The sequence below is a fragment of the Brachybacterium atlanticum genome (assembly GCF_025669985.1).
Lineage (GTDB): Bacteria > Actinomycetota > Actinomycetes > Actinomycetales > Dermabacteraceae > Brachybacterium > Brachybacterium conglomeratum.
In genome coordinates, this window is the sequence record NZ_JAKJJW010000047.1 from 1 (window position 1) to 20,346 (window position 20,346).

The window sequence follows — 20,346 nt, forward strand, 5'->3', positions numbered from 1 at the left end:
TCGGCTGGAGGACTCCGGCTGAAGTGTTTCAGCAGGTCCTGGCTGACAGTGCACTGACCGCTTGACACCGCCATATACGCGGAGGCTCCAGCTATAGCGCCAGTCAACGTTCGCGCAGCCACCGGCCCGGCCTGCCCGCTCCAAGCACGGATGAGGGGCGGTCCCGATCGGGACCGCCCCTGGTCTCGCACTCCCCCGGCTCGGGCGAGCGCCGTCGTGCCCGATCTCCTGCCGCTCGTCCCTCGCTGCACGTCGATCAGGCAGCACTCTCCCGCCCGATCTCCTGCCGCTCGTCCCTCGCAGCACGTCGATCAGGCCAGGTAGTCCACGTCCTTGGTCTCGCCGCCGAGGACGAGGGCGAGGATCGTGACGACTGCGGCGACGGCGAGATAGCCGCCCACCAGCAGCAGCGAGCCGCCCTGCGCCTGCCACAGCGCGATCATCGCGTAGGGGGCCGGGGCCGCGCCGATCACCGAGGCCATGTTGTAGCTGACGGCGCTGCCGGTGTAGCGCACGTCGGCCGTGAACATCTCCGGCAGGAACGCGGCCATCGGCCCGAACGTCATGCCCATCAGGGTGAAGCCGAGGATCAGCGCGGCCATCACCCCGCCCGTGCTGGCGTGCATGAGCGGGTCAAGGACGAGCCCGAACACGCCGATCCCGGCGGTCACGGCGAGCAGCAGGCGCCTGCGGCCCAGCCGGTCGGCGAGCGGGCCGGAGACCACGGTGAAGATGCCGAAGAAGACCACGCCGATGATCAGCATCGTGAGGAAGTCGGTGCGCTCGTAGCCGAGGCCCGGGGCGAAGGTCGCCGGATCGAACGCCTTGCCGGCCGCCTCGGCGGCGGCGCGGGCGGAGGCCTCGTCGGCCGCGGTGGTGCCCACCACCATGAGGAAGGCGGTCATGAGGTAGAAGAGCACGTAGGTGGCGACCATCGCGACGGTCGCGAGGACCAGCGGCTTCCACGCGGTGCGGAACACGCGCGCGATCGGCACGGAGGCGACCCGCTGCTCGTCCAGCACCTTCTGGAAGGCCGGGGACTCCATGAGCTTCAGCCGCACCCACAGCCCCACGACCACCAGGACCGAGGACAGCAGGAAGGGCACGCGCCAGCCCCAGGCCATGAACTGCTCCGGTGTGAGCTGCACGCTCAGCAGCACGAACAGCAGGTTCGAGAGGATGAAGCCGACGGGCGCGCCGAGCTGCGGGAAGGTGCCGTACAGGGCGCGCTTGCCGGGCGGGGCGTTCTCGGTCGCCAGCAGCGCGGCGCCGGACCACTCGCCGCCCAGCCCGATGCCCTGGCAGAAGCGCAGCAGCACCAGGATCGCGGGGGCGATGACCGCGAAGCCCGGAGTGGAGGCGGTGGGCAGCACGCCGATGAGGAAGGTGGCGATGCCCATCACCAGCAGGCTCGCCACGAGCGTGGCCTTGCGGCCCACGCGGTCGCCGTAGTGGCCGAAGATCAGCGAGCCCAGCGGCCTCGCGACGAAGGCGACGCCGAACACCGCGAAGGAGCTCAGCAGCTGGTTCGCCGGGGTCTGCGTGGGGAAGAACAGCGCCGGGAACACGAGCGAGGCGGCGGTCGCGTAGGCGTAGAAGTCGAAGAACTCGATGGTGGTGCCCACCATCGAGGCGGTGATGACCCGGCCGCGGGTGTTGGCCGGTGCGGCCGGCGACGGAGCGGTGGAGGAGGTCGGGGCGGGGACGGTGTTCACGAGGGGCGACCCTAGACCCGACGGTCCGCCATTCGGACCACGCCTCCGGATCGTGAGACGGCGGGTTCGCAGCGCCTGCTCCGCGCCCCTACGGCACGTCCCCCGCCCGACGAGGACCGGTGCCCGGCCCCCTCGACCCCCCGTCGCCTGCGGTCACGCGCGGGGCTCCGGTCGCGGATCGGCCTCCCTCACGGCGGCCGTCGATGGAAGAATCATCGACGGCATGCCTGAACAGACCGAGGGGAACCCATGGAAGCCTTGATACCGATCGTCGGCGGCGGCGTCGTCGTGGTGGTCGTCCTGCTCATCCTGCTGCTGGTGCTGCTGCGCAGCTACCGCATCGCCGCACCGAACGAGGCTCTGATCATCACGGGCCGCAACGCGAAGGCGAGCCCCACCGGGGACATCGACCTGGAGTCCGGCAGCGCCCGGGTCGTGATCGGCGGTCGCGCGATCGTGCGTCCGATCGTGGACCGCGCCTTCGTGCTCAGCCTGTCCTCGCGCCAGATCCCGGTCGAGGTCGAGGGCTACTCGATGAACGGCATCTTCCTCCGTCTGCGCGGGGTGGCGCAGGTGAAGGTGGGCGGCAACGTCGAGGACGTCCGCAAGGCCTCGCAGCGCTTCCTCGATCAGCAGCAGCAGATCGACCACTACACCCAGGAGATCCTCTCGGGCACCCTGCGCGCCGTCGTCGGCACGCTGACGGTGGAGCAGATCATCCGCGACCGCGCCTCCTTCGCCTCGCAGGTGCAGGCCGAGGCCGAGCACTCGATGAACAACCAGGGCCTGGTGATCGACACCTTCCAGATCTCGGCCATCGAGGACGACGGCTCCTACCTGCGCGACTGGGGCCGTCCCGAGGCGGCGCTGGTCGCCAAGCGCGCCGCGATCGCCGAGTCGGACGCGAACCGCGAGTCGACTCAGGCGAAGAACCTCAATCTCCAGCAGGAGGCGGAGTCGAAGCAGGCCTTCGACCTCCGCAACGCGGAGATCAAGGAGGAGACCGATGCGCGTCAGGCCGTCGCCGACGCCGCCGGTCCCCTCGCCCGCGCCGCGCAGCAGCAGAGGATCATCGAGCAGGAAGAGCTCATCGCGGTCCGCAACAACGACCTGCGCGAGAAGCAGCTCATCGCCGAGGTCCACAAGCCGGCCGAGGCCAAGCGCTACGCCGAGCAGCAGGACGCGGACTCCAAGAAGTACGCCCGCGTCGCGGACTCCGAGGCGCAGCTGACCGACGAGCGCAACCGCGCCGAGTCCCGCAAGGTCACCGCGGACGCCGAGGCGCACGCGATCGAGGCCCGCGGTCGGGCCGAGGCCGAGGTCGAGCTGCAGCGCCGCTCGAAGGACGCCGAGGCGGTCAGGCTCGAGGGCCAGGCCGAGGCCGACTCGCTGCGCGCCAAGGGCGAGGCCGAGGCCGCGGCGATCCGCGCCAAGGGCGACGCCGAGGCGGAGACCACCCGTGCCCGCGCCGAGGCGTACAAGCAGTTCAACGACGCCGCGGTCCTGGCCCAGGTGCTCGAGGTGCTGCCGGAGGTCGCCGGCGAGCTCGCCTCCCCGTACTCGAACATCTCCAACCTCTCGGTGTTCTCCACCGACGGCGAGGCGAAGATCGGCCAGAACATCTCCGTGGGCCTCGCCCAGGTGCTCGACATGGTCAAGTCCACCACCGGCGTGGACTTCCAGGACACGCTCCAGCGGGCCGCCGAGGGCGGTCGCGCGGTGCGCGAGCAGTCCGAGCAGACCCGTCGCGAGAGCCTCTCCCCCGCCGCGGACCCCACCGCCGACGGGGCGAAGGGCGAGGCCTGAGGACTCTCCCCCGCATCTGCGGCGCCCCGTCCCCTCTGCGGAGGAGACGGGGCGCCGCTGCGTCATCCCCCGTCAGGACACCGTCCATCCTTCGTTCACCTGCGACGATCCGGGGACCGAGGACCCCCCAGAAGCTACCCGGCCCGCCTAGGGTGGAGGCGGGGCACGCCGATGAGCGGCTCCGCCCCGACGCCCGGACGCCCGAGAGAAGAGAGCCAGCCCGTCATGAAGATCGGAATCCTGACCTCCGGCGGCGACTGCCCCGGCCTGAACGCGGTGATCCGCGGAGCGGTGATCAAGGGTGATCGCCTCTTCGAGGACGAGTTCATCGGCTACCGGGACGGCTGGCGCGGCGTGATCGAGGGGGACTGGATGACCCTCCCCCGCCGTCGCGTGCGCGGCATCGGCCGGATCGGCGGCACGATCCTGGGCACCTCCCGCGCGAATCCCTTCCACGACGGGGCCGACGGCGCCGAGATCGTCCGGCGCCACATGGACGAGCAGGAGGTCGACGCGATCATCGCGATCGGCGGCGACGGCACGCTGTTCACCGCGAACCGGCTGTCGAAGGCGGGGATCCCGGTGGTCGGCGTGCCCAAGACGGTCGACAACGACCTCGACGCGACCGACTACACCTTCGGCTTCCACACCGCGGTCGAGATCGCGACCGAGTCGCTGGACCGGCTGCGGATGACCGGCGACTCCCACCACCGCTGCATGGTGGCGGAGGTGATGGGCCGCTCGGTGGGGTGGATCGCGCTGCACTCGGGGATGGCCGCCGGCGCGCACGTGATCTGCCTGCCCGAGTTCCCGCTGAGCATCGAGGAGATCTGCGGCTACGTGAAGGCGGCCCACGACCGCGGTCGCGCCCCGCTGGTGGTGGTCGCCGAGGGGTTCGTGCCCTCCGACGCGCCCGAGGGCTTCATGGACTACGACCTCGACGAGTTCGGGCGGCCGCGCTTCGGCGGGGTCGCCGCGGCGCTCGCGCCGCTGATCGAGGAGCGGCTGGGCATCGAGTCGCGGGCGACGGTGCTGGGGCACATCCAGCGCGGCGGCGAGCCGACCGGCTACGACCGGGTGCTCGCCACCCGCCTGGGCACCGCGGCGGTCGACCTGGTGCACGGCAACGGCTTCGGGCGGATGGTCGCGCTGCGCGGCACCGACATCGTGGACGTGCCGCTGACCGAGGCGATCGACAGCCTGAAGGCGGTGCCGGAGTCGCGCTGGCACGAGGCCGAGGTGCTCTTCGGCTGATCCGCCGCCCGTCGGGCGCGGCCGCCGTGCTGGCGGGCGGTGTGTCAGGACGTCAGCGCGGGGAGCCGATCTCCCCCAGCAGCGCCTTGGCGTAGGAGGCGTGGACGGACTCCTCGTCGGAGGGGTGGTAGAGCCCGGCGCGCACGTCGCGGGAGAGGCGCTCGAGCTCGCTGCGGCGGAAGTACTGGGCGCCGCCGCTGGCGCGCAGCGCCTGGTCGACCGCGACGATCGCGGCCTCGGTGGCGCGGGACTTCACCCCGGAGAAGTGCAGGAACCAGCGCGGCCCGTGGTCGCTCGTGCCCGGGCCGCTCTCCCCGGTGCCGAGCGCGTCGAGGTCGGCGAGGACCTTCTCGGCCTGCAGCACCGCGCCGTCGAGGCGGATCGCGGCGTCGGCGAGGCGCCAGCGGATGTCGGGGTCGTCGGCGTGGACGATGCCCTTGGTGGCGTTGCGGCGGGTGGTCGCGATCGAGCTGCCCACCTCCACGGCGCGCTGCGCGACCCCGGTGTACACCGAGGCGATCAGCAGCTCGAAGGCGCCGAAGATCCCCATCACGAAGGGGTCGGTGCTCGGGCCGACGGGGGTGGTGGTCAGCACCCGCTCCGCCGTGACGGCCGCGCCGTCCAGACGCGTCGTGCGGGACTGGGAGGGGCGCATGCCGTGGGTGTCCCAGTCGTCGAGGGTCTCGACGTGCTCGTCGCGCTCGATCACCCCGAACACGAGCCGGGGATCGCCCTCGCGTGCGGCGGCGACCCGGCCGTGCACGACCAGGCGGTCCCAGACGGGGGCGAGGGAGGTGAAGATCTTGGTGCCGGTGAGGTGGAAGCCGTCGCCGTCGGGGACGGCGCGGGTGGCGGAGTCGAAGAGCATCGCGTCGTTGCCCGCCTCGGAGATCCCGAAGGCGAACAGCTTCTCCGCGGCGGCGTCCTCGAGGATGGTGCGCACGGGCTCCGCGCCGAGGCGGTGGGCGTGCAGCGCGGCGCCGGTGACGACGAGGTGCATGTTCATCGACAGCGCCGTGGCGGGGGCGGCGCCGGCCAGGCGGCGCTGGACGCGCGCGGCCTCCAGCAGGCTCCCGCCGAGTCCGCCGAGCTCGCGGGGGACCAGCAGGCGCAGGTATCCGCGCTCGCGCAGGTCGGCGAGGTCCTGCTCGGGGAAGGTGTTCTCCCGGTCGTGGACCACCGCGCGCTCGCGGAAGGTCGCGAGCAGGGAGTCGGGCAGCAGCTCCTCGGCGATGACGCTCATGGGTCCACGCTAGTCCAGGTCCCACACGGTGCGGGGCTGCGGGTCGGGTCCGTGCTCGTGCAGGGCGGTCCGGGCGCGCAGCGTCGCGACGACGGGGCGGTGGTCGGAGTCGGTGAGCGGACCGGTGGCGAGGTCCAGCACCTCCACCGCGCCCCGCACCCACAGCGAGTCGATGCGGCGCACGGGGACGCGCGCCGGGTGGGTCGGGCGCGCCGGGGAGCCCGTCAGCGCGGAGAGCACGGGCAGTTCCCGCAGGCCGCGCCCGGGTCCGCGCAGCGCGTCGGCCGCCTCCCGCCAGCCGGCGGCGGCGAGCGGTGCGAGCTCGGGGCGGTGCGGGGCGGCGTTGAGGTCGCCGAGCAGCACGGCCGGCCCCGTGATCCCCTCGGCGTCGCGGAGGATGCCGAGCACCTCCGCGGTGCGGTGCTGGGGCAGGTCGTTGTCCAGATGGGTGACCAACAGGTCGAGCGCATCGCCGCCGCCGCGCGTCACCTGCGCGTGCAGCACCCCGCGGGGCTCGTGCCGCGCAGGGGCGCCCGGGTGCGCGGGGAGGGCGTGCATCACGGGGCCCGTGAGCGCATGCGGGGTGAGCAGCGCGACCCCGTAGCGGCGGCGCGGGCCGTCGGGCCGGAGGGGCGGCAGGTCGAGCGCCGCCCCGAAGGCGACCTCCCAGCCCAGCAGCTCGGCGAGCCGGGAGGCCTGGTCCTCGTGCTCCGAGCGGGGGCCGTAGGCGACGTCCACCTCCTGCAGGCCGATCGCGTCGGCCCGCAGTGCGGCGATCGCCCGGGCGGTGCGGGCGAGGTCCACCCGTCCGTCGCGGCCCAGGCCGTGACGGATGTTGAAGGTCGCGATGCGCCAGGGCGCCGGCCGCCCCGGGCCCTCCCCGCCGCCGCGCCGCACGGGCGACCTGCTCACGCCGTCACCCTCGCGCTGCCGTGCTCAGGAGAGGCAGCCCGGGCCCAGCAGGGCCTTCAGCGAGGCGTACAGCGCGGCCGACGGGGTGACCGCGAGGCGCTTGTCCAGCTGCATCAGCGTCGTGCGGCCGGGCTCCTGGAGCTTGACCCGCACCTCGGAGGAGCCGGGGTTGTCCTCGAGCACGCCGCGGAGGTCGCCGACCACCTTCTCGGTGGCGCGCAGGGCGGGCAGAGCGATGGTGACGGGGCCGTCGACCCCTCCCCCGGTCTCCGGGATCGTCATCTCCATCACCCGCAGCTCGGGCATGCCCTTGGAGGTATCGACCCGGCCCTTCATCGAGACGACGAGGTCCTCGGCGAGCTCGGAGGCGACGGTCATGTAGGTCGAGGGGAACATCAGGCAGTCGATCGAGCCCTCGAGGTCCTCGACCGTGGCGATCGCCCACATGTCGCCCTTCTTGGTGGTCTTGCGCTGCAGGGTGGTGATCAGCCCCGCGATCGTGACCATCTCGCCGTCCTTGACCGCGCCCTCGTCGGCCAGCGAGCTGATGGAGGTGGAGGAGTTCTGGGCGATGACGTGCTCGAGCCCGTACAGGGGGTGGTCCGAGACGTACAGGCCCAGCATGTTCCGCTCGAAGGCGAGCAGCTCCTTGCGGTCCCACTCGGGCAGGTCGGGGATGGTCAGGGTCGCCGCGGAGCCGGAGGCCATCGCGTCCTCGCCCTCGCCGCCGCCCGCGCCGCCGAAGACGTCGGCGAAGAGGTCGTACTGGCCCTGGGCCTCCTTGCGCTTGACGTCGACGACCGAGTCGACGGCGTCCTCGTGGATCAGCACGAGGGAGCGGCGGTTGTGGCCGAGGGAGTCGAAGGCCCCGCCCTTGATCAGCGACTCGATGGTGCGCTTGTTGCACACCGACAGCGGGACCTTGTCCAGGAAGTCCGTGAAGGAGGTGAAGGCGCCCTTCTCCTCGCGGGTGCGGATGATCTCCTCGACCACGTTCGCGCCGACGTTGCGGATCGCGGAGAGACCGAAGCGGATGTCGTCGCCGACGGCGGAGAAGTACAGGTCGGACTCGTTGACGTCCGGGGGCAGCACGGTGATGCCGCGGTGGCGGCAGTCGCCGAGGTAGAGGCCGAGTCGGTCGCGGTTCTCCTGGGTGGAGGTCAGCAGCGCGGCCATGTACTCGGTGGGGTGGTTCGCCTTGAGATAGGCGGTCCAGTACGAGACCACGCCGTAGGCGGCGGAGTGGGACTTGTTGAAGGCGTAGTCCGCGAAGGGCAGCAGCGTCTCCCACAGCGCCTGCACGGCGGCGTCGGAGTAGCCGTTGTCCTTCATGCCCGCCTCGAAGGAGACGTACTGCTTGTCCAGCTCCGCCTTCTTCTTCTTGCCCATGGCGCGGCGGAGGATGTCCGCCTCGCCGAGCGAGTAGCCGGCGACCTTCTGCGCCGTCTGCATCACCTGCTCCTGGTAGACGAGCACGCCGTAGGTCTCGTCGAGGATCTCCGAGAGCGGCTCCTCGAGCTCGGGGTGGATCGGCGTGATCTCCTGCAGGCCGTTCTTGCGCAGCGCGTAGTTGGTGTGCGAGCCCATGCCCATCGGGCCCGGTCGGTACAGCGCCGAGACGGCGGTGATGTCCCCGAACTGGTCGGGCTTCATCTGTCGCAGCAGGGTGCGCATGCCCGAGCCATCGAGCTGGAACACCCCGAGGGTGTCGCCGCGCTGGAGCAGCTCGTAGGTCGCCGGGTCGTCGAAGGGCAGGGTCTCCAGGTCCGGCGGGGTCTTCCCGTTGCGGGACATGTTCTCCACCGCGTCGGAGAGGACGGTGAGGTTCCGCAGCCCCAGGAAGTCCATCTTCAGCAGGCCGAGCGTCTCGCAGGTCGGGTACTCGAACTGGGTGATGATCTGACCGTCGGAGGGGCGGCGCATCATCGGGATGATGTCGGTGAGGGTGTGGCTGGACATGATGACCGCGCAGGCGTGCACGCCCCAGCCGCGGGTCAGGCCCTCCACGCCCTTGGCGATCTCGACGACCTTCTGGACGTCGGGGTCCTCGTCGTGCATGCGGCGGAACTCGGTCGCCTCCGCGTAGCGCTTGTTCTCGGGGTCGAAGATCCCGTTGATCGGGATGTCCTTGCCCATCACCGCCGGCGGCAGCGCCTTGGTGATCTTGTCCCCCATCGCGAAGGGGTAGTCGAGCACGCGGGCGGCGTCCTTGATGGAGTTCTTCGTCTTCATGACGCCGTAGGTGACGACCTGGGAGACCTTGTCGTCGCCGTACTTCTGCTCGACGTACTCGATGACCTCGCCGCGGCGGCGATCATCGAAGTCGACGTCGAAGTCGGGCATGGAGACGCGGTCCGGGTTCAGGAACCGCTCGAAGAGCAGGCCGTGCTCGATCGGGTCGAGGTCGGTGATGCGCATGGCGTAGGCGACCATCGAGCCGGCGCCGGAGCCACGGCCGGGGCCGACGCGGATCCCCTGCTCCTTGGCCCACTTGATGTAGTCGGAGACGACCAGGAAGTAGCCGGGGAAGCCCATCTGGAGGATGATCCCGACCTCGTAGTCGGCGCGCTTCTGGACCTCGTCGGGGATGCCGGAGGGGTAGCGGTAGTGCAGGCCGTCCTGGACCTGCTTGACGAACCACGACTCCTCGTCCTCCCCGCCCGGGGTGGGGAAGTGCGGCATGTAGTTCGCGCCCTCGGAGGTGGTGGTGAAGGAGACGTCGCACATCTCGGCGATGCGCAGGGTGTTGTCGCAGGCCTCGGGGAACTCGCGGAACAGCTCCCGCATCTGCTGGGCGGACTTCAGGAAGTAGCCGGAGCCGCCGAACTTGAAGCGGTCGGGATCGTTCAGGCGCGAGCCGGAGTTGATGCACAGCAGCACGTCCTGGATGGTGGCGTCCTGCTCGGTGACGTAGTGGAGGTCGTTGGTCGCCACCAGCGGGGCGTTCACCGCCTTGGCGACCTCGAGCAGGTCCTTGGTCACGCGCTTCTCGATGTCGAGGCCGTGGTCCATCAGCTCGATGAAGTAGCTGTCCCTGCCGAACATGTCCTGGAACTCGCCGGCGGCCTTCACGGCCTCGTCGAACTGTCCCAGCCGCAGGCGGGTCTGCACCTCGCCGGAGGGGCAGCCGGAGGTGGCGATCAGGCCCGGCGCGTACTTCGAGAGGATCTCGCGGTCCATCCGCGGCCACTTGCCCATCTGCCCGTCGAGGGAGGCGGCCGAGCCGAGGCGGAAGAGGTTGTGCATGCCCTCGGTCGACTTCGACAGCAGGGTCATGTGGGTGTAGGCGCCGCGGGCGGAGACGTCGTCGCCGGCGGCCTGCTGCTCCTTGGTGCCCCACTGCACGCGGGTGCGGTCATGACGACTGGTCCCCGGGGTCACATAGGCCTCGATGCCGACGATGGGCTTGACCCCGGCGTCGGTCGCGGCCTTGTAGAACTCGTAGGCGCCGAAGAGATAGCCGTGGTCGGTGATCGCCACCGCCTGCTGGCCCTGGTTCACCGTCTCGGCGACCAGCTTGTCGATCTTCGCGGCGCCGTCCAGCAGCGAGTAGTCGGTGTGGACGTGGAGATGGACGAAGTCATCGGAACCCGCAGAAGCCATGCCCATCAGGGTAGCCGCGGGGGCCGACGGGCGAGCGCTCAGGCGGGGGTCGGAGAGGTCACCCCGGCGCGTCCGGCGTGTCGCCGAAAGGAACGGATGATGGGCGGGTCAGTGATCCGGCCGACCGGCGCCCCACGCATCCTTGTGCCGCGTGGAGAAAGTCTGCTCTCACCAGCCTTCCGATCGCTGGCATGGGACGATGGAATGGTCAGTTCACCGGCCTGCAACGACGCATTTCTTCAGCCGCTGCGGCCTCGACCCGAAGGGTGATCCATGCCGAAGTTCGCCATCCCAGAGATTCTGCACGAGGACCGTGTTTGCGAGGCCTCTCAGCGGATCAACTACTACTACACCGAACTGACCACGAAAGGCCGCAAGCTCTACTCCGGGAGCCTCTTCGACGAGTTCGCATCGGATCAGAACCCCGGAGGCGCCTTCACATCCGCCGACTTCCTCTCCACGGGTCTGTTGGGCGTCCACGTCCCGGGCGAAGCCATCGTCAAGTTCTTCTCCGACGCAGAGCTCATGAAGGAGCTCGAACGCCTCCTGGAGCAGCTTCCCGCCAACGTCGACCTCGGCGATCTGAACAAGCCAGCGTTCAACCGACTCCTCGGCTCGAAGGGCAGTCCGGGGTTCATGCTCTGGGACCTGATCCGAGGCCACCGCGTCCGGGGGAAGAATGGCAAGGAGTACGTAGGGATGGGAGAAACGCTCACGAGCAAGCTCCTCGCCCGCAAGCGACCTCGGCTCATCCCCATCTGGGACCGCCGGATTGGGAATCAGATCAAACTGCCACACTCAGGAGACCACTGGGAGGGAATGTGGCGCGCCTTGACAGACGAAGACGGCAAGCTGACCCGTCGACTCACGGAAATTCGCAAGGCGAGCCGTCAACACCAGATCTCGCTGCTGCGCACGTTCGATGTCGCTGTATGGCACTTCGACAAGAATGACGAGTGGAGTCAGCCCTCTATGAGCAAAAGGTCGGAGCCAGCCGATGACGACGGATTGATCGGCGACGCTGCAGACGCCGTGGACGGCGTACCTGACGTGAAGCCCGTGCAGAAGTAGTCAGCCCTCAGCGCGGGTCCGCGACCTCGGCGTGGGTGCGCAGGATCGACTCGGTGGTGCCCTCGGGGGCGCGGCCGATGCCGCACTCGGTGGCGACGCCGAAGTCGCGGTCCAGGACCTTCTGCGCAGCGGCGATGCGGGCGCGGGCCCCGTCGGCGCCGTCCTCGCGGTGGACGAGCCCGAGGTACAGCTCGGGGACATCGGCGAGCTCGGCGAGCGGGGCGAAGTACGCCTCGTCGTTCCTGCTGATCGGCACGGGCAGGTGCAGCCAGGACAGCGGGCGGCCGACGGCGCCGAGGACGGCGTTCGCGACCCGGACGAGGTTCTCGGTGTCGGCGGGCTCGACGAAGTGCTTCTCCCCCGCGTCGCCGTAGCAGAGGTGCATGCCGACCTCGACATCCTCCGGCACCGCGTCCACGAGCGCGGCGAGCCGGGCGACGATGCCCTCGAGCACTCCCCCGGTCCACCAGCCCTGCATGACCGCGCCGTAGCCGGAGGCCCCCTCGAGGATCCCCATCTCGCTGGCGACGTCCCACTGGATCGCGAGGTCCTCGTGCGGGATCTCCTCGAGGATCTGCTCGAGCTCTCCCAACAGCGCGTCCGCGTAGACGGGCTCGATCGCGATCCGGTCGCCACCGGAGAAGAAGGAGGAGATCACCGCGACGGGGGTGGGCGAGAGACCTGGAAGCGCATCCCGGTCGGGATCGCGCCCTCGGCCCGAAGGCGGGTGAACAGGGCGTAGGACTCGCGGGCAGCGTCCGCATAGCCGAGCCGGGGCAGGTCGATCTCGGCGGCCTCGACCCCGTCGGCGATCCGCAGCGGGCGGGCGTCGAGCCCGGCGCCGAAGGGGATCGGCTCCTCGCCGACGCGCTCGATGCCGGGGGCCTGGCCGAGCACGTCGGGCTGGAACATGATCCAGTGGAATCGCTTCCCGACCTCGCCGTCGGGGACCCGCCCGACGTGCGCGCCGAGGATCTCGGCGACGGTGCGCATGGTCTTCTCGGCGTCGTCGTAGTTCACGCTGCCCGTAAGGAGGGCGCCCCGTGGAGTCGTCATGGGGCCAGGGTACGGGGCCCAGCGCACGGTCGTCACGGGCGATGCGGGCTCCGGGATGCCGCGGCCCGGCTGACCTGTCAGCCCCGGCCGTCATCCTCCGCCGCCTGCTCACGCTGCATGTCGGCCATGAGCGTGTTCATGTAGTCGTGGACGTCCTCGAAGCTGAGGCGTCGCTCGTCGCGGCGCGGCGGGATCCCGCCGACGAAGGCACCGCCGTGCCAGGCCAGGGAGTCGTCCGGCAGCGTCGGGTCGTCATCGCGCCAGAGATCGATCGGGATCGCATGGGCGGCGAGGTCGCGGGCGATCTCGTCGGCGCGGGCCGGGTCCCCGGAGCGCTGCAGCACGGAGACCAGCAGGGACTGCGCGGCCCAGGCGAGGGCGTCGTCGTCGCTGCGCTCCCCCGGCTCGACCGACTCCTGCACGAGGGCGACGTAGCTCGCGGCGAGCTCGTCGGCCCCGTCCTCGTAGTGGTCCTTCGCCACGCGCAGCGCGACCTTCGGCACCAGATCCCGTGCCTCCCACAGCACCGCCGCGCCGACGAGCGCCATGCCCACGCCGGTCGGGAAGTCGGGGTCCAGGGCGAGCTCGGAGCTCGGGGGCCGTCCGGCGCGGCGGTCGTCATCGGCGGCGAGGAACTCCTCGACGGAGCGTGCGAGCGCGGCGCGAACCCGCTCGTCGTCGCGCAGCGCGAGCTCGGCACCCTCGGGGTCGAGGCCCAGGCGGCGCGCGACGCGGGCGACGGGGAAGTCGGGACGGGACAGGGCGGCATCCCGGGTGGGGGTCAGCGCGCCGGAGGTCTGCTCGTCGGTCATGCCTCGACGGTATCGCGTAGCCGGTCGAGACCGGTGACGACGACACCCGGACCGCACGGGGAGCGCGGGAGCCGTGCGCTGCGCGCGGCCCTGCTCAGCGCTCCCTGAGCCGCTCGAGCGCCTGCTGGAGGTCGTCCGGGTAGGTGGAGGCGTAGGTGACCTCGCGCCCGCTGACCGGATGGGTGAAGGTCAGCTCCATCGCGTGCAGCCACTGCCGCACCAGGCCCACCTTCGTCGCGAGGGTCGGGTCCGCGCCGTAGAGCGGGTCGCCGACCAGGGGGTGTCGCAGCGCGGCCATGTGCACGCGGATCTGGTGGGTGCGGCCTGTCTCCAGGCCCACACGCAGCAGGGTCGCGCCGCGCAGCTCCTCGAGGGTCTCGTAGTGGGTGACCGAGTGCTTGCCGTCCTCGCGCACCGCGAACTTGTAGTCGTGGCTCGGCGAGCGGCCGATGGGCGCGTCGATCGTGCCGGAGGGCTGATCGGGCGCCCCCTGGCAGACCGCGTGGTACACCTTCCCCACCTCACGGGCGCGGAAGGCGTCCTTCAGAGCGGTGTAGGCGCGCTCGGTGCGGGCGACGACCATGAGCCCGCTGGTCCCGACGTCCAGACGGGAGACGATCCCCTGCCGCTCGGGGTCGCCGCTGGTGCGGATCGAGACGCCGGCGGCGGCGAGATGGCCCAGCACCGTCGGCCCGGACCAGCCGGCGCTCGGATGCGCCGCGACGCCCACGGGCTTGTCGATCACGACGATGTCGTCGTCCTGGTGGATGAGGCTCATGCCCTCGGCGATCTGGGGTCGGACCTCGACGGCCGGCTTCTCGTCCGGCAGCTCGACGTCCACCATCGCTCCGGGCTCGAGACGGGTGGAGCGGGCGGGGACCTGGCCGTCGACCAGGACGTGCCCGGCCATGACGAGGTCGGCGGCGCGGGTGCGGGACAGGCCCAGCATGCGGGAGATGCCCACGTCCACGCGCTCCCCGGCGAGGCCATCGGGGACCATCAGGGTGCGGGAGGCGCTCACTTCTCCGCCTCCGGGGATTCCTCCGCCGGGTCTCCCGTCGACGGCTCGGCGGCACGGGCCTGCTTCTGCTCGGCGCGGGTCTGCGCCTGCTCGGCCTCGGCCTGCTCCTGCGCGGCGTGGGCGGGATCGGCGTCGAGGCCGAACAGCCCGAGCGCGATCACCAGGATCGCCCCGCCCACCACGGCCATGTCGGCGACGTTGAAGACGGGCCAGTTCGGCAGCTCGAGGAAGTCGACGACCGCGCCGTGGAAGGGACCGGGGGCGCGCAGCAGGCGGTCGTGGATGTTGCCGAGCGCGCCGCCCATGATCAGACCGAGGGCGATGGCGTACCAGGGCGAGCGGACCGAGCGGACCGCGAAGACGATCACGCCGATCACGATCGCGATCTGCAGGCAGGTGACCACCGGGGTGATCTCCGCGCCCATCCCCCAGGCCGCGCCGGTGTTGTACAGCAGGGTCAGCTGCAGCACCTCGCCGAGGAACGGCTGGGGGTCGAGCTCGGGGAGGGTCGCCACCGCCCAGTTCTTCGTCACCTGGTCCGCGACCAGGAGCACGACCGCGAGCAGGCCGACGACGGCGAGGACGGCGGGGCGGCTCAGACGGCGACGAGCGCCGGACCTCTGCGGGCCGGCGCTCGTCGACGTGGGGTCAGGGGTGCTCACAGACCGAAGTTCGCCTGCTTGTCCTGCGTCTCGCTCGTGTCGAGCTCGCGCAGCTGGTTCTCCAGGTAGTTGCGCAGACGGTTGCGGTAGTCGCGCTCGAAGTTGCGCAGGCCCTCGATGGACTTCTCGAGCTCTGACTTCTTCGTCTCGAGATCGGCCAGCGTGGTGCGGGACTTCTCCTCGGCCTCGCCGACGATGCGCTTGTGCTCCTCGTTCGCCTCGGTGATGAGGCGGTCGCGCTCGTCCTCGCCGTTCTTGACGTACTCGTCGTGCAGGCGGTTGGCCAGGGCGATGATGCCGGCGGCGGACTGGTCCGGGGTCTGCGCAGAGGCGGGGACGGGCTCCTCGGCGACGGACGCCGGCTCCTCGTCGGCGACGACGGCCTGCGGGGCGGTCTCATCGGCAGCGGCGGCGTCGGGCACCTCGGAGACGAGCGTCTCCCCGTCCTGGTCCTCGGCCTCGACGGCGGGGGCGGCGGCCGCAGCAGGAGCACCGGACTCGAGCTCAGCGATGCGGTTGTGCGCCTGCTCGAGCTCCTTCTTCAGGCGCTCGTTCTCGGAGATCAGTTCCTTCAGGCGGGGTTCGACCTCGTTGTCGAGGAAGTTGTCGACCTCGTCCATGTCGTAACCCTCGGAGAACCGGACCGGGGTGAACCGCTGATTCATCAGGTCTTCGGGCATCAGAGCCATGGGTCACCTTTTCGTCATTCGTGAGTCGGTTTGCGCGGTGAGGCGCGGTGCGGACAGCCTAGCGGATCGGCGGCGGACCCCTGCATCGGGGCCGGGAGAATCGCGCACCTCACATCGCAGGGCCGTGGATCAGGCCGCGAGGCCGGCGAGGACGCGCAGCAGGATCCAACCCACGATCAAGAGGATCATCAGGGACAGGTCCAGACTCACCGCGCCCAGCCGAACCGAGGGGATCATTCGGCGCAGCAGCTTGACCGGGGGGTCCGTCAGCGTGAAGACCACCTCGAACAGCACCAGCACCAGTCCCGAGGGGCGGAACTCGCGGGCATAGCCCTGGATCCATTCGAGCACCAGGCGCGCCAGGAGCAGGAGCAGGTAGATCAGGACCGCGAGATAGAGGATCCCGGCGACGAGCTGCACGGGAGCCTCAGCTCTGGTTGTAGAAGCTGCCCTCGTCGGCCGAGGAGTCCCCGTCGACCTGGACGAACTCCGGCGACAGCAGGAACACCTTGGAGGTGACGCGCTCGATCGTGCCGCGCAGGCCGAAGACGAGGCCGGCGGAGAAGTCGACCATGCGCTTGGCGTCGCCGTCCTGCATGTCCGAGAGGTTCATGATCACCGGCACGCCGTCGCGGAAGGACTCGCCGATCGCCTTGGCGTCATTGTAGGACCGCGGATGGATCGTGGTGATGCGCTGCATCGACTCCTCCACTGCCGGGGCCATCGCGACCACGTTGGAGTGCTGACGGATCGGGGTCACCTGGGCCTCCCGTTCGGTGGTGGGCTCGGGCGCCCGCTCGGTGCGGCGGGACGGAGCAGGCTGCTCCTCGCGGTACCGCTCGTCCTCGTAGTACTCGTCGTCGACCTCGTTGGCGAGGCCGAGTGCGACCATGGCGTTGCGCCAGGTTCCCATCGCAGATCTCCCAGTCGTTGTTCGCGCTGACCTGGGCCCCGGGGAAGCACGGGGAGTGCGCGGGAGCCCGTTGACTCGAAAGTACAGCAGGCGATTCGAGACGACAGGGACGTCGTCGGCGTGTCGTGCGCGTGTCGCGGCGTGACGTGCACGTCGTGACGTGCGGGCCGCCCGGGTCCAGGGCGGGGCGGCGGAGCCCGGCCGGGATCGCCCGGGCCCGGCTCAGCCCCTGCGCAGCACCCCGGCGAAGCGACCCGTGACGGCGCTGCGGCGGTAGGAGAAGAAGCGCTCGTCCTCGAGGGTGCAGGGATGCTCGGCGTCGATCGCCTCGACGGGGATGCCGGAACCCTGCAGCGCCGAGACCGCTCCCGCCCGCAGATCCAGCGCCGGGGTCCCCCAGCGCGTCCTCGAGGCGGTCGCGGGCAGGAGGGCGGCGGCGTCCTCGCGCATCTGCTCCGGAACCTCGTAGCAGGCACCGCAGATCGACGGGCCGATGCTCGCGGTCACGTCCGCGGGACGGGATCCGAGGGCGGCCATCCCCGAGAGGGTCGCCTCGAGCACGCCGTCCAGCAGGCCGCGGCGCCCGGCGTGCGCGACGGCGACGACCCCGGCGACCGGGTCTGAGAGCAGCACGGGCAGGCAGTCGGCGACCATGATCGCGAGCGCCACGTCGGTGCGGTCGGTGACGATCGCGTCGGCGCGCACGACGGGTCCCGGCTCCCCCGCGGGCCCCGTGCCGTGCCCGGGCTCGGCGTCCTGTGCGGGCAGCACGTGCACCTCGGCGGAGTGGACCTGCTCGACGAAGACCAGCGGTGCTCCGATCTCCGCGGCCACCCGCGCCCGATTCTCCTCGACGGCCTGTGCGTCGTCGCCGACGTGGCGGGCGAGGTTGAGGCCGGCGTGCTCGCCCGTGCTGACTCCTCCGGCACGGCCCGTGAACAGGGCACGGGCCCCGCGGATCCGCGGGGCCCGTGCGCTGAGGGGGCTCGTCACTTCAGGAAGGACGGCAGGTCGAGGTCGTCGTCGTCCGCCGGGGGCTCCTCGATGTGCGGCGGGCGGGCGGGCTCGGGGGCCCGGGGCGCCGGCTGCGGGGCGACGTTCTGCGCCTGGCCCGCGTCCTCGACGTCCGCGGCGTCCAGCGCCTCGGTCTCGGGCTCGGGGGCGCTGGGCCGCGACGGGGAGAAGGCCTGCTGCGGCAGGCCCCAGGCGCCCGGGGAGGCGGCGGTCGCACCGGCGCCCTGGCCGGGGCGCTGCTCGGAGGAGGCGGGACGCTGCTGCACGGCGGGCCGCTGCTGCACCGCGGGGCGCTGGGCGGGCTGCTCGGTGCGGGCGGCGGGGCGCTGCTGTGGGGTGAGGTCCTGGCGCGGCTGGGGACCGCCGCCCTCGAAGCCCGCGGCGATCACGGTCACGCGCACCTCGTCGCCGAGGGCGTCGTCGATGACGGAGCCGAAGATGATGTTCGCGTCCGGGTGCGCGGCCTCCTGGACGAGGCGCGCGGCCTCGGAGACCTCGTACAGGCCCAGGTCGCTGCCGCCCTGGATGGAGAGCAGCACGCCGTAGGCGCCGTCGATCGAGGCCTCGAGCAGCGGGCTGGAGACCGCGAGCTCCGCGGCCTGCAGCGCGCGGTCGTCGCCGCGGGCGGAGCCGATGCCCATCAGGGCGCTGCCCGCCCCCTGCATCACGGACTTCACGTCCGCGAAGTCGAGGTTGATCAGGCCCGGGGTGGTGATCAGGTCCGTGATGCCCTGGACGCCGGAGAGCAGCACCTGGTCCGCGCTCTTGAAGGCGTCGAGCATCGAGACCTGCTTGTCCGCGATGGAGAGCAGGCGGTCGTTGGGGATCACGATGAGGGTGTCGACCTCGGCCTGGAGCGCGGCGATGCCGGACTCGGCCTGGGTCGAGCGGCGGCGGCCCTCGAAGGTGAAGGGGCGGGTGACCACGCCGATGGTCAGGGCGCCGAGGCTGCGCGCGATCTTCGCGACGACGGGCGCGCCGCCCGTGCCGGTGCCGCCGCCCTCGCCGGCGGTCACGAAGACCATGTCGGCCCCGCGCAGGACCTCCTCGATCTCCTCGGCGTGGTCCTCAGCGGCCTTCTTGCCCACCTCGGGGTCGGCGCCGGCGCCGAGACCACGGGTGATCTCCTTGCCGACGTCGAGCTTGACGTCGGCGTCGGACATGAGGAGCGCCTGGGCGTCGGTGTTGATCGCGATGAACTCGACGCCCTTGAGCCCGGACTCGATCATGCGGTTGACGGCGTTGACACCTCCGCCGCCGACGCCGACGACCTTGATGACTGCGAGGGAGATCTGGGTTCCGGCCACGTTTGGTCCTTGCTCTTGGCTCTTGTCGGTCTTCCTGGAGAAGGGCCTGGATCGCGCCTGGTCGCGACCGCTCCTCAACCCTGGACCTCTACTTGAGGTTCGGACTTCGGGGCGCCTCTCCCTTCCCTCGACGCTAAGGAGGAGTGCACGCGCACGCAAACACCGAGGGCGCGTGTCGGCCGCGAGCCGGGCCAATGTCACCGTCCGGTCCGCCCGATCCGTCGGACTGCGGGGTGTCCGCCCGCCCATCCCCGTCCCGCTCCCGGCGCACGGGGGCCGGCGTCGCAGCGGAGGAGGTCAGCGGGTGACGGGTGCAACCGGGGAGGAGACGTCGATGGTCGTGCCGGGTCGGCCCAGCAGCGCCTGCACCACCTCGGCCTTGAGGTCCGCATCGTGCGCGTCGCCCCAGACGACCGTCTTGGTGCCGCCGTCCTCGAGGCTGAGGACGAGGGTGACGTCGCTGGTGCTGGAGGCGGAGACCTCCCGGACCGCGCCGCGCAGCGGATCGGGCAGGGTGGCGAGCACCTCGCTCATGGTCGCGGCCGCGCCCTCGGGGTCGGCGGCGCCGCCCTGGACGGTCATCGGCACCAGGGTCGCGCCCTCGCCGGCCGCGGCCGGGAGCTCCTCCCCCGCGGCGTCGACCACGGCGGTGCTGCCGTCGGCGCGGGTGAGCTGCGCGACCGGGGCGGCCTCGGTGACGGTGACGGTCATGCCGTCGGGCCAGGACCGGTCGACCTCGGCGGAGGCGACGCCCGGCACCTCGGCGGCTCGGTCGGCGATGTCGTGGGTGTGCAGCAGCAGCACGCTGTCGCCGGTGTGGGAGGCGACGGCCTCGCGCACGTCCTCCTCGGCGACGTACCCGGTCCCCTCGACGGTGATGTCGCGGACCTGCAGGGTCGGGAGCATCACGGCGGTGGCGAGGGCGGCGACGAGCACGAGCAGGGTCACGAGGGTGCCGGCGATGATCGCGCGCCGACGCCGGCGCCACGGGCGTCCCGCGACGAGCTCGCGGAAGCGGTCCGCGGCCTGGACGACGCGGCCGCCGCCCGGCTCCTCCTCCTGCGCGCGGGGCGGGGCGAGCGGAGCCTCGGGCTCGACGGCGGGTCGTCCGAGGCTGCGTCCCCGGCCCCGGGATGCGCCCGTCGCCGGGGACGGCGAGGCCGCCGAGTGGGCCGAGGGGGCCGAGTGTGCGCTGCGGGCCGACGGCGCCGGAGCCGCTGTCCCGCGCGGACCTCGCCGGTCTCGCCCGCTCCACCCCGGAGTCGGTC

18 protein-coding genes are annotated in these 20,346 nt (G+C 71.4%); 3 read left to right on the forward strand and 15 right to left on the reverse strand.

The annotated features are described in order from the left end of the window. Positions 1–311: 311 nt before the first annotated feature. A complete protein-coding gene (locus tag L3K22_RS15610) occupies positions 312–1,715 on the reverse strand; it encodes an MFS transporter (protein ID WP_263312201.1) in 1,404 nt (467 codons plus the stop codon). Between the two features lie 249 nt (positions 1,716–1,964). Between L3K22_RS15610 and L3K22_RS15615 the strand changes: the two genes are divergently transcribed. Together L3K22_RS15615 and L3K22_RS15620 are read left to right on the forward strand one after the other, a co-directional pair. Then, complete coding sequence (locus L3K22_RS15615; protein WP_263312202.1) at positions 1,965–3,521, forward strand: flotillin family protein; 1,557 nt, start codon at positions 1,965–1,967, stop codon at positions 3,519–3,521. A 225-nt stretch (positions 3,522–3,746) separates the two neighbouring features. After that, positions 3,747–4,775: an ATP-dependent 6-phosphofructokinase gene (locus L3K22_RS15620; protein ID WP_263312203.1), complete on the forward strand. Its 1,029-nt coding sequence runs from the start codon at positions 3,747–3,749 to the stop codon at positions 4,773–4,775. Between the two features lie 52 nt (positions 4,776–4,827). Here L3K22_RS15620 and L3K22_RS15625 read toward each other — a convergent pair whose 3' ends face one another. The 3 genes from L3K22_RS15625 to dnaE are packed head-to-tail and all read right to left on the reverse strand — an operon-like array spanning position 4,828 to position 10,533. Continuing rightward, the gene (locus L3K22_RS15625) at positions 4,828–6,018 is read right to left on the reverse strand and encodes an acyl-CoA dehydrogenase family protein (RefSeq protein ID WP_263312204.1); all 1,191 of its coding nucleotides are present in this window, start codon (positions 6,016–6,018) and stop codon (positions 4,828–4,830) included. Between the two features lie 9 nt (positions 6,019–6,027). Further along, positions 6,028–6,930, reverse strand: a complete 903-nt coding sequence (locus tag L3K22_RS15630; protein ID WP_263312205.1) for an endonuclease/exonuclease/phosphatase family protein — start codon at positions 6,928–6,930, stop codon at positions 6,028–6,030. 24 nt (positions 6,931–6,954) lie between these two features. Then, complete coding sequence (dnaE, locus tag L3K22_RS15635; RefSeq protein WP_263312206.1) at positions 6,955–10,533, reverse strand: DNA polymerase III subunit alpha; 3,579 nt, start codon at positions 10,531–10,533, stop codon at positions 6,955–6,957. A gap of 273 nt (positions 10,534–10,806) precedes the next feature. Between dnaE and L3K22_RS15640 the strand changes: the two genes are divergently transcribed. Continuing rightward, a complete protein-coding gene (locus tag L3K22_RS15640) occupies positions 10,807–11,604 on the forward strand; it encodes a DUF6308 family protein (protein ID WP_263312207.1) in 798 nt (265 codons plus the stop codon). Between the two features lie 7 nt (positions 11,605–11,611). Here L3K22_RS15640 and L3K22_RS15645 read toward each other — a convergent pair whose 3' ends face one another. The 11 genes from L3K22_RS15645 to L3K22_RS15695 all read right to left on the reverse strand — a co-directional run. After that, positions 11,612–12,262 carry a hypothetical protein gene (locus L3K22_RS15645; RefSeq protein WP_263312208.1) on the reverse strand — a complete coding sequence of 217 codons (651 nt, stop codon included), beginning with the start codon at positions 12,260–12,262 and terminating at the stop codon, positions 11,612–11,614. Beyond that, entirely contained in the window at positions 12,259–12,660 is a 402-nt protein-coding gene (locus L3K22_RS15650) for a hypothetical protein (protein WP_263312209.1), read from the reverse strand. The genes L3K22_RS15645 and L3K22_RS15650 overlap by 4 nt, the downstream gene beginning before the upstream one ends. A gap of 77 nt (positions 12,661–12,737) precedes the next feature. Beyond that, the gene (locus tag L3K22_RS15655) at positions 12,738–13,472 is read right to left on the reverse strand and encodes a hypothetical protein (RefSeq protein ID WP_053916207.1); all 735 of its coding nucleotides are present in this window, start codon (positions 13,470–13,472) and stop codon (positions 12,738–12,740) included. 94 nt (positions 13,473–13,566) lie between these two features. After that, entirely contained in the window at positions 13,567–14,493 is a 927-nt protein-coding gene (locus tag L3K22_RS15660; protein WP_263312210.1) for an RluA family pseudouridine synthase, read from the reverse strand. Beyond that, the gene (gene lspA, locus L3K22_RS15665; RefSeq protein ID WP_263312211.1) at positions 14,490–15,155 is read right to left on the reverse strand and encodes a signal peptidase II; all 666 of its coding nucleotides are present in this window, start codon (positions 15,153–15,155) and stop codon (positions 14,490–14,492) included. Before lspA ends, L3K22_RS15660 begins: the two co-directional genes overlap by 4 nt. Continuing rightward, positions 15,152–15,844, reverse strand: a complete 693-nt coding sequence (locus L3K22_RS15670) for a DivIVA domain-containing protein (protein WP_263312212.1) — start codon at positions 15,842–15,844, stop codon at positions 15,152–15,154. The genes lspA and L3K22_RS15670 overlap by 4 nt, the downstream gene beginning before the upstream one ends. Before the next feature lie 129 nt (positions 15,845–15,973). After that, positions 15,974–16,264, reverse strand: a complete 291-nt coding sequence (locus L3K22_RS15675) for a YggT family protein (protein ID WP_263312213.1) — start codon at positions 16,262–16,264, stop codon at positions 15,974–15,976. 7 nt (positions 16,265–16,271) lie between these two features. After that, entirely contained in the window at positions 16,272–16,757 is a 486-nt protein-coding gene (locus L3K22_RS15680; protein WP_263312214.1) for a cell division protein SepF, read from the reverse strand. 222 nt (positions 16,758–16,979) lie between these two features. Then, entirely contained in the window at positions 16,980–17,750 is a 771-nt protein-coding gene (gene pgeF, locus L3K22_RS15685) for a peptidoglycan editing factor PgeF (RefSeq protein WP_263312215.1), read from the reverse strand. Further along, on the reverse strand, positions 17,747–19,078 hold the full coding sequence (gene ftsZ / locus L3K22_RS15690) for a cell division protein FtsZ (RefSeq protein ID WP_263312216.1): 1,332 nt from the start codon (positions 19,076–19,078) through the stop codon (positions 17,747–17,749). The genes pgeF and ftsZ overlap by 4 nt, the downstream gene beginning before the upstream one ends. A gap of 297 nt (positions 19,079–19,375) precedes the next feature. Then, the coding region (locus L3K22_RS15695; protein WP_263312217.1) for a cell division protein FtsQ/DivIB at positions 19,376–20,346 on the reverse strand (971 nt) is incomplete at its 5' end.

Coding starts and splice junctions, on each gene's coding strand:
- L3K22_RS15615 (WP_263312202.1), top strand. CDS start 1,965: ATGGAAGCCTTGATACCGATCGTCGGCGGCGGCGTCGTCGTGGTGGTC.
- L3K22_RS15620 (WP_263312203.1), top strand. CDS start 3,747: ATGAAGATCGGAATCCTGACCTCCGGCGGCGACTGCCCCGGCCTGAAC.
- L3K22_RS15625 (WP_263312204.1), bottom strand. CDS start 6,018: ATGAGCGTCATCGCCGAGGAGCTGCTGCCCGACTCCCTGCTCGCGACC.
- dnaE (WP_263312206.1), bottom strand. CDS start 10,533: ATGGCTTCTGCGGGTTCCGATGACTTCGTCCATCTCCACGTCCACACC.
- L3K22_RS15640 (WP_263312207.1), top strand. CDS start 10,807: ATGCCGAAGTTCGCCATCCCAGAGATTCTGCACGAGGACCGTGTTTGC.
- L3K22_RS15650 (WP_263312209.1), bottom strand. CDS start 12,660: ATGACGACTCCACGGGGCGCCCTCCTTACGGGCAGCGTGAACTACGAC.
- L3K22_RS15655 (WP_053916207.1), bottom strand. CDS start 13,472: ATGACCGACGAGCAGACCTCCGGCGCGCTGACCCCCACCCGGGATGCC.
- L3K22_RS15670 (WP_263312212.1), bottom strand. CDS start 15,844: ATGGCTCTGATGCCCGAAGACCTGATGAATCAGCGGTTCACCCCGGTC.
- L3K22_RS15680 (WP_263312214.1), bottom strand. CDS start 16,757: ATGGGAACCTGGCGCAACGCCATGGTCGCACTCGGCCTCGCCAACGAG.